Below are 13,472 nucleotides of genomic sequence, written 5' to 3' on the forward strand. Positions count from 1 at the left end.
TTGCTACTGGGGATCCTTGGTCCATGTCGCTTCCAGTTATCGCGATCATCATTGCGTCCGTCAGTGCGGTGTTCACCGGGTCCAACATGGTCATCTCTGCGTTGACCTACCGTCGCGTAAGGCCACGAGTCGAAGTCGACTCCAGGTGGGGACTGCTAGGAGACTTTGAACGCCCCAGGAAGGGCAAGAACACTTTCGGTTTCCGTCTGCACGTCAAGAATCTCAGCCCCACAGCCGCCAAGGTGGAGAGCGTCTACGTGGTGGGCTGGATGCCGCTGCGTTATCCACTCAAGAAGATGTTTCGCAAACCTTGGCCAAAGAGGCGCGTTCCGGTCCGCCAAGAGATCAAAATCCCCCGCGTTGGGGCTACACGCCCCGCCAAGGCGCCGAACATGGAGCTTCCAGCCTTTGGCGGATTGAACTGGGAGATTCCGTATGACTTCGAAACCACTTCACCTCCCCCTGGCTGGGGCTCAGTGACGGTCGTAGTGCGGCTGACTAACGGTGAAGAGGTACATGGGAAGCGGATCTCTCGCAGCGCGCTGGGCGACCAGATCAACAGGATCAACGGCTACTACCCGGAACTCGGGCTGTCATCTCCATCCGTGTGACGGGTGGTTCTTTTTCCGTAAGCGGAATCACTCCATCTCGTTTGTCAGTGCCTCATGGGACAGTCATGGCTCAAGCAATCGACGTCCCATGAGGAGGAAGCATTGACAAGCCAGCACGTAAGAGGGCCGACAAGCTGAAAGCAGGGGATCACCTGAAGCTCTGGAACGGTAAGACCGTGGAAGTGCTCTCGATAGAGTCAGCAACCAACCAGGTGGGGGGGAAGTGTCTGATCCTGAGTCTGTACAAGATGCCTAAGATGGTTGTGAAGACATGGCGGATTGTGGAAATGCATTATCCAGCCCCCCAGTGACCCCGAGCCGGCCGACCCCGGAGAATGGCCCGCAAAGGCGCCTGTGTGCCCCCCTGAGCGCCTATCTGCTGCGCCTGGTCCCGAGTTGCCAGAGGAGCAATCGGAGGCTCTCAGGGAGGCATAGAGCTTCCAGCCCTATAGGGGATAATAAAGAGTTCCCTTATGGTTAATTCCGTAAGGGAAAGGTCAGAGACTGTTTTGGAGGCCGTGGCGGGAATCGAACCCGCGTAACCCGCTTTGCAGGTTTGTCCGGGCTCGTCAGGGCATGATCCGGACTCGTTCACCGGCGTTCAGCCCCGTACGGACGGCGTGGTCGCAGGGCAGGGTGAACGGCTCAGGACGGCCGTGTACGGCGATGAACGAGACGGAAACTGAGACGGGAGCCCCGCACTCTGATGGCCGAGTTGCCATGACAATGTCCGGCCAAGATCAGCTGCCGAGTAGCTCCCGAGCAACTTTGGCGAAGTTGTTAACCGCCCGCGTTGCAACACTCCTAGCGTCCTTCGCCTGCACCAACGCCTCCTCCTTGGCCTTGTCCTCAAGGCCGGGCTTGAGGTAATCCTGCCTCGCGTTACGGAAGTCCTGTACCGCCCGCCTGGCCTCCTCTGATGCCTTGATCACTTCGCGCGGACCCTCCACTGCCACCAAGCTCTGGGAGTACAACACCTCGTAGAGTGATGATCGTGTCTCGGACCGGTACCTGTTCCAGGGGTCCCCATCCACCCCCCATTGGCTGTCGTCCTCTGGGTCAGTCACGATCCTGTTGAGTGCCTTCAGGCACGCTGTCAGGAAGCTTGCGTACGCCTCCCTACGTGTCTTACGCACGTCTAGCTTTGCTTTGGCGTGACGGTCCTTCTCGGCCTCTTCAGCAGCGTGCTTGAGGTTGCGCTTAGCAACGGAGCTGGTGATCAGTGCAGCCAGGGCCGCTGCCAGCAGGGTGGCCACAGCGGTGATCAGCGAGACGGTGATCAGCGTGGCCGGGGAAACTCCACTCTTCATCGATCCCCCGAGTTGTGATTGAGCTTGGGGATCAGCTTGGCGACCTCCCGTCCGACGCGGTGACGAATTGAAGAAGTTGAGAGGTATGCAAGCTCTCCCAGAGGCTGACAGGAGTGGTCAAACTGGGTGGTGCGCAGCCGCTTTGCAGGTTTGTCCGGGTTGGTCAGAGCATGGTCCGGACGTGTTCGTGTGCGTTCAGTCCCGTACTGACGCTGCGTCCGGTGTTGCACAGCGAACGGTCCTGGACGGCCTCGTACGGTCATGAACGAGACGGAAACTGAGACGGGTGCGGCCTCACTTGAGGCCGCACCCGTCTCAGTTCACCGTGGTCAACGGGGCGGAGGGGCGAGCTCCCTTCCTGCCTCAGGCACTGGCGCGTAGCCGCGGTGGGCATGAGCGTCGCCAGCGGGTTCTCGGATGAAGTTCACAGTCCTCACCACCACAGACGTCGATCTGTACCACCATGGTCTACAAGCTGACCGCACCTCCGTATTCTCTTCCGGGAGTGAGAACATGAGTGAGATATCCGGTATTGAGATCCGGGGTTTTCGAAGCTTTTACGCCGAACCGCAGCGGATTTTTCCGCTGGGCAAGATGACTGTGATTGCCGGACCAAACAATAGCGGCAAGAGTAACATCTTCAGGTTCGCAGAAAAATTCATCTCCCCGCTATCTGGAGGAGGGACATCAATTTCAGACCTATCCCCTCTCGATGTTCCGATTCTTCCCGAGGGGACGGAAGTGCCTCCGTTTGGCTTCGGGGTTGCTCTGGCGAGTGATGACCCGTTGGATCACTTGGAAAGTGTATTTCAATATCGTGCACGTCTTGGCATCGCGACTCAAGAAGCCTTGGAAATCCTCGTTAGGCATCCGGCTCTATACAGCGAGGAGGATAAGGCTTTTTGGTTCCGATTTGAGCGAGGTTTGCCCAATGGGGCGCCCGTCCTTAGTCGCGATTCCCTACAGGCGGCGTTTGTAGATCTGAGAGGGAGGGAACGGGAGCTTGCCGACGCCGCTGGCAAGCTCACGGGCGTTTCCTCAGGCCTGGAAGAGAATATTCAAGGCATCGTGCAACGCCTTCCTCAATCATTGATTTACCCGACGGTGGTCATGATCCCGGCTTTCCGGGAGATCGTGTCCGATGGCAGTCCAGAACCCAATCTGACTCGTTTGGATGGAAGAGGTCTGCCCGGCTTTTTGCACGCACTGCACTCGCCTTCAGCCGAGCGTTATCGCGAGGATTCGAAGAAGTTTCAAAGGATCAATAAGTTCCTTCAGAGTGTGCTTGAGGAAGACGATGCACAGATCGCGATTCCTTACAACAGTACGACGGTCCACGTGAGCGTCGGGGGTCGAGTTCTCCCTATCGAGAGTCTTGGGGCAGGGGTTTCGCAAGTTGTGATGCTCGCCGCAGCCTCGACTTGGCATTCAGGCGCCCTTGTCTGTATTGAAGAGCCCGAAGTTCATCTACATCCCATTCTCCTCCGCAAGCTTGCCCGCTATCTGATGGAAGAGACGGATAATCTGTACCTATTGAGCACGCACTCGACGAGCCTAATGGACAATCCTCAGGTGACGGTCGTTGAAATATCCCACACGTACGAGCATGGTACGAAAATAAGAACGGCGGTAACCGAAGATAACCGTGCCCGCATCTCTCAAAGTTTGGGATATCGTGCATCGGACATCCTGCAATCCAACTTCATAGTTTGGGTTGAGGGGCCTTCGGATCGAATTTACATAAACCATTGGATCCGCGTCACAGACCCGTCGTTGACGGAGGGGATTCACTACAGTGTGATGTTTTATGGGGGGAAGCTGCTTTCTCACCTTAGTGGTGGGGAGTGGCTTGCGCCGGCGGGTGCAGTGCAAGACTTCATCCTGCTGCTCAAGATAAACAGAAATATGGCGATCGTTATCGACTCTGACCTTAAGTCCGCGGAGGGGGTTCTCAGGGAAACGAAAGTTAGGATCGTGAAAGAATTTTCCGAACATGGAGGTTTCGCATGGGTCACTGCTGGGCGAGAGATTGAGAACTATGTGCCCGTGGAAAAATTCAATTCGGCAGCACAAAGGGTGCATGCGTCCGCAAGTCCAGTCAAACCAAGGGATATATTTGGTGACATGTTCACTGGCGTGAAGCGACGAAAGGGTGAGACTCCTGGCGTTACGGCGCCGGATAAGGTAGAGATTGCTCGTGCCGCGATAAATGGATCGGATGCGGTGTGGGATGTGTTGGATCTAGCCGACCGTGTATCAAGCCTCGTTGAATTGATTCGGGCAGCGAACCATCTGAAGTAAGGCAAGGTCCTCCATGTCGAGGTCTTGCGGGCGGCCTGTGACGGCAGGGCAGAGAGACCGGTCCCGCGCCCTTCCTACCTGTGGGCTAATGAGGCGGATGGCGAACTTGTGCATGGCGCCACGCACTGCTCTCCGGAGCAGCCGACATGCGACCCTTGAGGACGACGACAGGTGAGCAGAGAGGGAGTACGAGTGCCGCAACAGGCCAGTCCTCGGGGGACCTTCCTGAAGATCGCGGATGCAGTGAGGGCGCGGATCGAGGCAGACCCGAGCATGACGGTGCTTCCGTCTGCCACCGACCTCATGAGCGACTACAAGATCTCGCGGGGGGTCGCTCTCCGCGCGTTCGAAGTTCTCCACAAAGACGGCATCGCTGAACCGGTGCCGGGTGGCCGTTGGCGTGTCGTGCGGGCAGGCGAGTGGACTGACCGGCGCCCACTGGAAGAGCGCATCGCGGAAATCATCGCGGATGAAGGCATGGAAGTCGGGGCAGCGTTTCCTAGTGCTTCCGTTCTGGCTGACCGGTTCGGAGTCTCACGCCCCACCGTGACCAAGGCTCTCGACAAATTGGAGGCCGCTGGCATGCTCGCGAGTGGAGGGCAGGGCAAGGTGCGGACCGTCCGCGCCGTGCCGAATCGAGAGGAGCGTTCGTAGCTTGTCGGAACTGATGGAGTGGGCGTACCACCTGGCCGAGTCCCTGCTGGCTGAGCCGCTGCCGCGTCGCTGGAAGCACTGCCTCGGGGTGGCTGAGAGGGCGCGCACCATTGCCTTTGTCCTCGGGGACGATGCCGAGTTGCTGGAAGCTGCGGCCGTACTGCACGACATCGGTTACGCGCCCGACCTTGCGAAGACCGGATTCCATCCGCTTGACGGTGCCCGGTACTTGCGGGACGTCGCCAATGCTGACGAACGGGTGGTGCAGCTGGTGGCGCATCACTCCTGCGCGTGGATGGAAGCCGAAGCGCGAGGTCTGCGCGAGGAGCTTGAGGGCGAGTTCCCACGCGAGAGTACGCACCTGAACGACGCGCTCTGCTACTGCGACATGAACACCACACCAGATGGCACACCGACGAATCCCGTGGACCGAGTCAACGAGATTGCCGGGCGGTACGGGCCGGAGAGCCTCATCGGTACGTTCATCCGTCGCGCTGAACCGGAGATTCTGGCGAGCACGGCGCGCGTACTCGAACGGGTCGCTGCCACCAAGCGTCAGCCGATGTAGGGAGTCGGACGGGTCTGGTCCATCGCGTGCTCGATGCGAAGACGCATGGTGGGGTGGACGTCGAGCTCCGCTAGGTCCGCTGGATCAACCCAGCGCACTTGCGTTGTCTCGTTGCTCGTCCGCAGGTCACCGCCCACCGGCCGGGCACGAAAGCAGATGCTGAACTGTTGGCGTACCTCGCCGTCGTCGTACTGCATGACGTGCCCCGGGTCTGTGTAGATCCCGGACATGTCGACGACTTCAGCCTTGATGCCGGTCTCTTCCCAGACCTCGCGGACCACCGTGTCGCTGATGGACTCGCCCACGTCATGGCCGCCACCCGGAAGTGCCCAGCGTCCATTGTCGGATCGCTGAATCATGAGCACCTGCCTTGCGTCGTTCTGTACGAACGCGACGACCGACGGCACGACTGAGTTGGCCGGCGGGGCGTCCGGGTCGTGCAAGTAGTCGATACGTCCCATACTCAAGCTCCCGTGATGTCGTGTTCGGTTACTGGCCTGGCGCCTTCCCAGGTCTGCTGAACGCTATTGGCAAAGGTGTCGAACAGACTGCCTCCGGGGAGTTGACGCAGGTGGAGCACGGGCGCCATGTAGGCGCCAATGCCGTAGACATGCGTGTTGGCCAACATCTCGTCATCGGCGCGGTAGATCGAGTTGTAGAGCACCGTGTCGTGCAGGCGGAAGGTAATCTCAGGGTGACTGGTGAACAGCGGGCGGTAGTTGACCAGCGCATTACGGATCTTGCCGTCCATGATGCGATGTCCTTCGTCGATGCCGCGTCGGATGACGGCCTCGCACTCCGGATCGCCCATGAGCACCCGGATGCGGACGCCGCTCTTGGACTTCTCCTTCAAGGTCGAGAAGAAGAGAGGGTCCTCCGCCAGGTAGATACCGGCATACACAAGGATGTCGATGCACTCGGTGGCGCGTTCGCACATCTCCCGCCAGAGGGTGAACGGCACGACGTGTCGATGGGGGTAGACGGCCTGGATCTCGGCCTTGCTCAGGTCGGCTGCTGAGTCCTGTGTTCGGGAGTCGTCCCACAGCGTTGTCACGTCGATGTTGAGCGCTGCTGCCGTTGCGTACTGGTGGCGTCGGTACGGCACCTTGCCCTGCGTGATCCAGCGCTCCACGGTCTTCGGGTTGACCTTGATCTCGTCCGCGAGGCTCTGGGCGGTCATGCCGCGGGCTAGCAGGGCCGACCGTAACCGCTCGTTGGGCATCTGTACCCCCTCGTGGGACATCTAGGGAGCTCTTGACGGTAGTCAGCTGAGCCGGAGCTGTCCAGGTAGGGGGTAACCAACTCCCCTGAGCTGCAGCGATTCTGATGGTGCGCCAAGAAGTCCCGGTGCAAAACCAAGAGGATCCGGCCGTGTTCTTGACGGCCCCCTATGCAGTACCTGTAAAACAGGTACTGCAACGCCCGGAGGAAAGCCCGCGGGGGCGAGTACCAAGGCAGCGTCCGTTGGTTGAGAACTCAATAGCGTGCCTATCGAGGATCCACCGCCTGTCCTCAGCCCCAAGAAGGCGGCCCGCGCGGAGAAAGGCCCGCGCACTCTTCGATCCCTCCGCAGCGTCTTGACGTGCGCTGCGGCCGGTTGCCTCCCCTGCCCGTCTGGCTGTTTCGGTCGTACGGGCGGGGTGTGGGGAGCCGCGAGCCGGCGTCGGCCGGCCCGGGTCCGTCACCCACGACGACACGTCAGGAGTTCGGATGTTCGGCGAGAAGACGCAGCAGGCGCCCGACCTGACCAGCCCGGAGAACTTCGAGAAGGGCGAGGCGGTCTACGACCGGATCGTGTCCGGCGAGTGCAAGGACGCCCGCGCGGAGCTGCACGCCGCGTACGGCACGAAGCCCCAGCGCGGCTGACCCCACCTACCCACTACGGCGCGCGGCACCCGGGCGGCCACCCGGGTGCCGCTGTTTGGGCCGTTCACCTCTGGAAGGAACCACGACCCATGAATCCCATCGTCACTGTTCAGGACGCTGTTACCGCGTTCGAGCCCTGGATGGAGCCGACCAACGCGGAGCTGGACGCGATCGAGTCGGAGATGCCGCTGATCCTGGCGGACGTCGAACTGATCGACGCGCAGATCATGACCCTGGACCGCACGCCGAGCGAGCTGGACGCCCGCCGGATCCGCCGCGCTCTGGCCCGGGTCCTGGCCGAGCGCACGAGGCTCGTCAACCGCGCCACCGCTCGCATCGCGCCGGGGGGTGCCGCGTGAGCACCGCCACCGAGCAAAGCCTTACGGCTGCGCACGCCGAAGTGAAGGCGGAGATCGCACGGACGGACGGTAAGACCAGTTTTCTGTTGGCGTTCGTCGGCGCGGTTCTCGCCGGTGCCTGGAGTGTCGGTCACGGTATGACGCTCACCCGGCCCGCACTGGTCGTTGGCGTGGCCGGCATGGGGTTGCTGCTGGCGGCGGCCGGTCTACTGCTGCGCTCGGTTCGCCCGAACCTGGGCGGGGGGCGCGGCTTCCCGCTGTGGGCCACCCTGACCCCCGAGCAGGTCACCGAGGCTCTTTCCCAGGACCTGGCCGCCGATATTGCCGGGCTGTCCCGGCTGGCGGTCGGCAAGTTCACCTGCCTGCGCCGCGCGGTTGACCTCACTCTCACCGGTGGCGCCCTGCTGGTCCTGGCCGCCCTGCTGACCTTCGGGGGTGCGGCGTGAGCCCGGACACTCGCGAGTTCCTGGCCGCGGTTCGGGAGGCCATCGACATTCCCACTCCGGCCACCATCGGCGATCGTGAGGCGTTCATGCGCCTGCTGGAAGACCGTGTGCTGGACGCGGTCGTCGCCCTGAACGGCGCCTTGGGCGAGCCGTCGGCCTCCGACTGGGGGCTTGGCTGGCACACCGAGTACCTGCGTAAGCAGCTCGCGACGAAGCCGCCGACCACCTACCGCCACCACGGTGCGGATGGGGGTGCGGCATGAAGGCCCGGATCAAGCTGCCTGCCGGTGCGAAGACCGTGTTGCCTGCTGTCGCGATGACGGCGGTGTCGATGGTCCTGACGCTGGCCGTGGTCGTGATGTGGCTCGGCCCGTCGATTCACGAAGGTGTCGCGCTGGTCGTCGGTCTTGGGATTGACGGGGGCTGGCTGGCCACTCTGGCCTATGAACGCCGTCTCGCCGCGCAGGGGGACCACAGCAACGTGGTGACCGGCGTCGGCTGGTGCTTCGGTCTCATCGCGGCCGGCGTCCTGGTGGCCCACGCGCTGCTCACCGCCGACGGCTCCGCCGCCGCGTGGCTGGCCGTGGCCTGGCTGCCCATCGCGGCGAAGGCACTGTGGCTGGTCCACGGGCTGTGGGAGCGCACCGCGCTCACCCCGGACGCGTTAGACGAGATCCGGGGTATCCAGCAGGAGGCCCGCGACCAGGCGGCCGTGGACCGCGCCCGGCTCCGGGCCACGGCAGGCACGGAGGTCACCCGGCTGACCGCGGTGACCGGTGCCGGGGCCAACGTCGCCCGCGTCCAGGCCAAGACCGCCAAGACCCTCTCCAAGGCATGGTCGAAGCTGGAGACGGCTCAGGCCAGTGAGGACACCGGCAGGGCGTTGGCCAGCGCGGCGTGCCGCACCGTGCCCGGTGTCACGCCCCGCTGGGAGCTCCCGGTCTGGGGCCCCACCGAGCCGGTCACAACACCCTCGATCGACCCACCCGACGTCGACTCCGCGAATACGGAGGAACCAGAGCAGACTCAGACGATTCGGTCGACGGCTGACCTGCCGGAATCGACCCCGGTCACGGTCACGCTGACCCGGCTGCCGGTGCCCGATCCGGTCCCGGCCGACGCGGGCAAGTCGAGTCTCGTGCTCAAGCCGGTCCCGGCCCTCACTGCCCCGATCGGATCGACCCCGTCGGGGTCGATCGAGCAGCGGTCGGTGGCGGCTGACTCGGCCCGCCCGGCGGTCCGGGCGACGTACCGAGTGCCGGAGTCGGCGAAGACCCCGCGTGTGAAACGCACCCCGGAACAACTCCTCGACGAGGCCCGGACCCTGACGGCCAACTGGCCCCAGATCCACATCACCGGGGAGCGGATCCGCAAGGAACTGCACGTCTCCCCGGTCAACGCCCGCATGCTGCGTGATGCACTGCTCGCCGAGCGCACCGCTGGCGCGGAGGTGAAGGCATGAGCGCCCTCACCCTCGCGGCCGCCGCGGGAGCTCCCGTCGTGGCGTGGGGCGTCCACGCGGCATGGATGGTCCGCCGGCTTCACACCGCCCGGCGGGACCCATTGACCGGACTGTGGACGCGTGATGCCTTCACCCGCCGGGCTAGGCGCCTGCTGCGCAACCGCCGCACCGTCGTCGTCCTGGCCGACGTGGACCGTTTCAAGCAGGTCAACGACACCCACGGGCACGCCGCCGGTGACGCCCTGCTCGCGGCCACCGCCGCGCGCCTCACCCACGGGGTCGGCCCCGGCGCCGTAGTCGGGCGGCTGGGCGGCGACGAGTTCGCCGCCGTGTTCGTCGACCGCGACGGCACCGTGCAAGAACGCCTCGACACACTCGCCCGGGTCCTGGCCCGCCCCCTCGACACGGCACCGCAGGTGCGCACCACGGTGTCGCTGGGCTGGGTCTGCCAGGGCGACCACCTGAGCGATGACCTGTCGGGACTGCTGCGGCGGGCCGATGAGGCCATGTACGCGGCGAAGGCTGGCCCCTCGCGTGTGCGCCGGGCCCGGCTGGGCTGGCTGCTGACGGGCATCACCGGCATGCGGCCCGGCCGCCGCCGCAGCGTCGCATGAGCAGCCTGCCGGTCTACCGCTGGCGCATGGCTCCGGACGGATACGCCACCTACCGGCAGCTCCGGGCGCGTGGTCTGCGGCCCGGCGGTCAGGGCGTGGCCGCGCAGCTCGAACGGCCACGCCGGCGCCGTGGGCCGCTGGTCGCCTACCTCTACCGCATCGACGACGCCAAGCCCGTGCGGCCGATGACCCCTGCCAAGTGGGCGGCTCTGGCCAAGGCCAACGCCGCCCGCCGCCACTGCCCCAAGTGCCGCCGCGATGCGGGCTACGTCATCCCCCCGACGCTCGGCACCTGCGCACCCTGCGCCTTCCCTGAACCCTCCGAGTCCCTGAGGAGTGCCTGACCATGGGCAAGCCCGACACCCGCCGCCTGGACAAGACGATCCAGCAGAACGAACGCAAGTTGAAGGCCGTCCGCAATCGCGAGATGTGGCCGCTGGACGGACGCGAACGCCGCGCGATCCTGCGGGCCGCCGCCGGCGGCTCGTACAAGACCCTCCGGGGCCGCAGCACCGACCGCGCCGACCGGCGCCTTGAGTCCGCGTGGCTGTCCGCCGAGACGCGGCTGATCGCGGAGATCACCGCCCTGCAGACCGAGCGGCAACGGGTCGTGCGCGAGGTCGCTACCGCCAAGGCTGCCAAGAAGTCCTCGGGGTGGTGGTGAGCATGGCGGGGAGGGACACGCCGCCTGGCGAGTGCCCGCAGTGCTGGCAGCACGCCCACGACCGGCGCGCACACCGCAGCCTCGGTCCGCGGGAGGACTGCCCGCAGTGCGTGGACCACATGGTCAACGGCCACCCCTACCTCGTGCCCAAGAAGAAGTCGAGCTGGTGGTGAGCGTGGACCGCTGTTGCCCCGCCGCGCCCTGCAGCCCGCCCCGGCCCGCAAGCGCCAGGAACAGCAAGGGCAGCACGTAGCAACGCCCCGGGGGCGGTCGTCCCGGCCAAGGAAACAGGCCGCCCCCGGGCCACCCACCACCCGTTGAGCAGCAGGGAGTTCTCAGCATGACGGAAAGCACGACAGGCCCGCACCTGCGGCCCGTGCCCGACACCGGCCCCGACGACGACGCCCCGGCAGCCCCCGTCCCGGTCGACAACCCCACGTTGCCGGACCCGAAGGTGACCATCGAGAAGCGCAAACCGGTCCTTGCCGGATGGCTCACCAACCGGCGGGACTTCCTCGCCACCGCCCGCCACGCGGGCGCGAACGTCGGCTACGCCGCCCTGTATCACGGGGTGCGGATCCCGGTGTACGCCGGACGCCTCGCCCTCATGTCCCCCCGCGGCGCATGCCGGTTCGTGGCGACGACGAACCGATGGGTGTGGGACCGCGAGGCCGCACCGCTACGGGAGTTCGCGGTCCGCACCGAGGACGTCGAGGAGTACATGCGCCTGGCCCGGCTCCGCGCCGGCCGCATCCGCCTGCGCGGCCTGGTCACCCTCGTTGCGGCCGTGTTCGGTCTGGGCTTTGCCCTGTACCTGTACGTGCTGGCCCCCGCCTACCTGTACGCGTTCGCCGCCGGCGGCGTGCTGCTCCTCGGAATCGGTGGGCAGCAGCCCGACGCCCCGGTGGTCGGGCCGGCGGTGCTGAAGACCGAGGTCCAGAAGCTGACCGGCTCGATCGTCCTGCGCGGCCTGGACTCGATCGGGAACGCGAAGATCACGGCCGCGATCAAGAAGGGCGGGGACATGAACGGGCTGCGGTTCGTCTCGGAGATCGTCCGTGACGGGCCCGGCTACCGCGCCGACCTGGACCTGCCCTACGGCGTCACGCCCGAGGACATCATGGACGCACGCAAGCCGCTCGCCTCCGGCCTGCGCCGCAAGGTCGGCTGTGTGTGGCCCTCGCCCGACCCCGACCAGCACGAAGGACGTCTGGTGCTGTGGGTCGGCGACCGGCCCATGAACGAGACGACGAAACCCGCGTGGCCGCTGCTGAAGGACGGCAGCGTGGACCTGTTCAAGCCCGTCGTCTTCGGCAACGACCAGCGCATGCGCTGGGTCGAGGTGACGCTGATGTTCGTCTCGATCGTCATCGCCTCGGTGCCCCGCATGGGCAAGACCTTCCTCATGCGGCTGCTGCTGCTCATCGCCGCCCTCGACCCCCGGTCCCAGATCTACGCGTTCGACTTCAAAGGCACCGGCGACTTCGGCGCCCTGGAACCGATCTGCCACCGCTACCGCGCCGGCGACGACGAAGACGACATCGAATACGTCGTGCAGTCGCTGAGGGAACTGCGCGAAGAACTGCGCCGCCGCGCGAAGGTCATCAAGTCCCTTCCCCGCACCCGGTGCCCGCAGTCGAAGGTCACGCCCGAACTCGCCAACGACAAGAGCCTCGGACTGCACCCGATCGTGGTGGCATCGGACGAGTGCCAAGTGCCCTTCGAGCACGACAAGTACGGCGCGGAAGTCGAAGAGATCTGCACCGACATCACCAAGCGCGGGCCCGCCCTCGGCATCATCGGCATCTTCGGCACCCAGCGCCCCGACGCGAAGTCCCTGCCCCCGGGCATCAGCGCCAACGCCGTGCTCCGGTTCTGCCTGAAGGTCATGGGCCACACCGCCAACGACATGGTCCTGGGCACCGGCGCCTACAAGGCAGGCATCCGCGCCACGATGTTCTCCCGCTCAGACCGGGGAATCTGCTGGATGGCCGGTGAGGGCGACGACGCCCGCATCGTCGCCTCCGCGTTCGTCGACGCGGTCGACGCCGAACGCGTCGTCCTCCGTGCACGCAAGATGCGCGAGGAGTACGGCAACATCACCGGCCACGCCATCGGCAACGGCCCGGAAACCGCCGGGACCGGATCCGACATCCTCGCCGACGTCCTCGACGTCATCGCCGCCGACGAGAAGGCCGTGTGGTGCGAGCGGATCGCCGCCCGGCTCACCGCCGCCCACCCCGACACCTACGCCGGATGGACCGGCGAGAACGTCACCACCGCCCTCAAGCCCTGGGGCATCAAGACAGGGCAGGTCTGGGGCACCACCGACGACGGCGAGGGCGCCAACCGGCGCGGCATCAAGCGCTCCGACATCACCGCCGCGATTACACGGCGTAACGCCGACCGGGCCGCCGCCTAGGCCCAGCAGCGGTGCTAGACCTAGCAGCCGCCATCGCTAGGTCTAGCACTCCCACTAGCACCCCGCACGGCCGCTGATCAGCCAACTAGCGTCTAGCGGCCCACCTGCGGAAACACCCCGAAACCGCCCTTGGAAGGGATGTGAGCCCCGGTGGCTCTCGCTAGCCTCGCCCTCCTGCTACTCCTCGCCGGTTAC

At 65.0% G+C, this 13,472-nt stretch carries 16 protein-coding genes and 1 pseudogene; 14 read left to right on the forward strand and 3 right to left on the reverse strand.

All coding sequences use genetic code 11. From position 1 onward, the window contains the following. Positions 1 to 23: 23 nt before the first annotated feature. A complete protein-coding gene (locus tag IPZ69_RS05480; protein ID WP_235452735.1) occupies positions 24 to 611 on the forward strand; it encodes a hypothetical protein in 588 nt (195 codons plus the stop codon). 740 nt (positions 612 to 1,351) lie between these two features. Here the strand turns inward: IPZ69_RS05480 and IPZ69_RS05485 are convergent. Further along, positions 1,352 to 1,921: a hypothetical protein gene (locus IPZ69_RS05485; protein WP_235452736.1), complete on the reverse strand. Its 570-nt coding sequence runs from the start codon at positions 1,919 to 1,921 to the stop codon at positions 1,352 to 1,354. Between the two features lie 513 nt (positions 1,922 to 2,434). On the opposite strand from IPZ69_RS05485, the gene IPZ69_RS05490 reads away from it, so the two are divergent. The 3 genes from IPZ69_RS05490 to IPZ69_RS05500 all read left to right on the forward strand — a co-directional run bounded on the left by IPZ69_RS05490 (position 2,435) and on the right by IPZ69_RS05500 (position 5,444). Beyond that, the gene (locus IPZ69_RS05490; protein ID WP_235452738.1) at positions 2,435 to 4,222 is read left to right on the forward strand and encodes an ATP-dependent nuclease; all 1,788 of its coding nucleotides are present in this window, start codon (positions 2,435 to 2,437) and stop codon (positions 4,220 to 4,222) included. A 192-nt stretch (positions 4,223 to 4,414) separates the two neighbouring features. After that, positions 4,415 to 4,876, forward strand: coding sequence for a GntR family transcriptional regulator (locus IPZ69_RS05495; RefSeq protein WP_235452739.1), 462 nt, complete (start codon positions 4,415 to 4,417; stop codon positions 4,874 to 4,876). A 13-nt stretch (positions 4,877 to 4,889) separates the two neighbouring features. After that, a complete protein-coding gene (locus IPZ69_RS05500) occupies positions 4,890 to 5,444 on the forward strand; it encodes an HD domain-containing protein (protein WP_235452830.1) in 555 nt (184 codons plus the stop codon). Here the strand turns inward: IPZ69_RS05500 and IPZ69_RS05505 are convergent. Both IPZ69_RS05505 and IPZ69_RS05510 read right to left on the reverse strand, forming a co-directional pair. After that, positions 5,432 to 5,905: an NUDIX domain-containing protein gene (locus tag IPZ69_RS05505; protein ID WP_235452741.1), complete on the reverse strand. Its 474-nt coding sequence runs from the start codon at positions 5,903 to 5,905 to the stop codon at positions 5,432 to 5,434. The two genes, IPZ69_RS05500 and IPZ69_RS05505, sit on opposite strands and share 13 nt — an antisense overlap. A 2-nt stretch (positions 5,906 to 5,907) precedes the next feature. Beyond that, a complete protein-coding gene (locus IPZ69_RS05510) occupies positions 5,908 to 6,666 on the reverse strand; it encodes a helix-turn-helix domain-containing protein (RefSeq protein WP_235452743.1) in 759 nt (252 codons plus the stop codon). Positions 6,667 to 7,154: 488 nt separating this feature from the next. Between IPZ69_RS05510 and IPZ69_RS05515 the strand changes: the two genes are divergently transcribed. From IPZ69_RS05515 to IPZ69_RS05560, 10 genes and pseudogenes are all read left to right on the forward strand, one after another. After that, complete coding sequence (locus IPZ69_RS05515) at positions 7,155 to 7,310, forward strand: hypothetical protein (RefSeq protein ID WP_235452745.1); 156 nt, start codon at positions 7,155 to 7,157, stop codon at positions 7,308 to 7,310. An 89-nt stretch (positions 7,311 to 7,399) separates the two neighbouring features. Beyond that, positions 7,400 to 7,669: a DUF6284 family protein gene (locus tag IPZ69_RS05520; RefSeq protein ID WP_235452747.1), complete on the forward strand. Its 270-nt coding sequence runs from the start codon at positions 7,400 to 7,402 to the stop codon at positions 7,667 to 7,669. Next, a complete protein-coding gene (locus tag IPZ69_RS05525; RefSeq protein WP_235452750.1) occupies positions 7,666 to 8,115 on the forward strand; it encodes a Pycsar system effector family protein in 450 nt (149 codons plus the stop codon). The genes IPZ69_RS05520 and IPZ69_RS05525 overlap by 4 nt, the downstream gene beginning before the upstream one ends. Further along, entirely contained in the window at positions 8,112 to 8,378 is a 267-nt protein-coding gene (locus IPZ69_RS05530) for a hypothetical protein (protein ID WP_235452753.1), read from the forward strand. The genes IPZ69_RS05525 and IPZ69_RS05530 overlap by 4 nt, the downstream gene beginning before the upstream one ends. Then, positions 8,375 to 9,097 (forward strand): annotated as a pseudogene (locus IPZ69_RS47350) (protein spdB); the annotation flags it as partial. The gene IPZ69_RS05530 and the pseudogene IPZ69_RS47350, both read left to right, overlap by 4 nt. 476 nt (positions 9,098 to 9,573) lie before the next feature. Continuing rightward, positions 9,574 to 10,191, forward strand: a complete 618-nt coding sequence (locus IPZ69_RS05540; RefSeq protein WP_235452759.1) for a GGDEF domain-containing protein — start codon at positions 9,574 to 9,576, stop codon at positions 10,189 to 10,191. Further along, the gene (locus tag IPZ69_RS05545; RefSeq protein WP_235452762.1) at positions 10,188 to 10,535 is read left to right on the forward strand and encodes an RRQRL motif-containing zinc-binding protein; all 348 of its coding nucleotides are present in this window, start codon (positions 10,188 to 10,190) and stop codon (positions 10,533 to 10,535) included. Before IPZ69_RS05540 ends, IPZ69_RS05545 begins: the two co-directional genes overlap by 4 nt. 2 nt (positions 10,536 to 10,537) lie before the next feature. After that, entirely contained in the window at positions 10,538 to 10,855 is a 318-nt protein-coding gene (locus IPZ69_RS05550; protein WP_235452764.1) for a hypothetical protein, read from the forward strand. Between the two features lie 2 nt (positions 10,856 to 10,857). Further along, positions 10,858 to 11,028: a pRL2-8 gene (locus IPZ69_RS05555; RefSeq protein WP_235452766.1), complete on the forward strand. Its 171-nt coding sequence runs from the start codon at positions 10,858 to 10,860 to the stop codon at positions 11,026 to 11,028. Between the two features lie 167 nt (positions 11,029 to 11,195). After that, positions 11,196 to 13,277, forward strand: a complete 2,082-nt coding sequence (locus IPZ69_RS05560; RefSeq protein ID WP_235452768.1) for a cell division protein FtsK — start codon at positions 11,196 to 11,198, stop codon at positions 13,275 to 13,277. The last annotated feature ends 195 nt before the right edge of the window (positions 13,278 to 13,472 follow it).

The organism is Streptomyces olivochromogenes (assembly GCF_021538895.1).
Taxonomy (GTDB): domain Bacteria; phylum Actinomycetota; class Actinomycetes; order Streptomycetales; family Streptomycetaceae; genus Streptomyces; species Streptomyces olivochromogenes_A.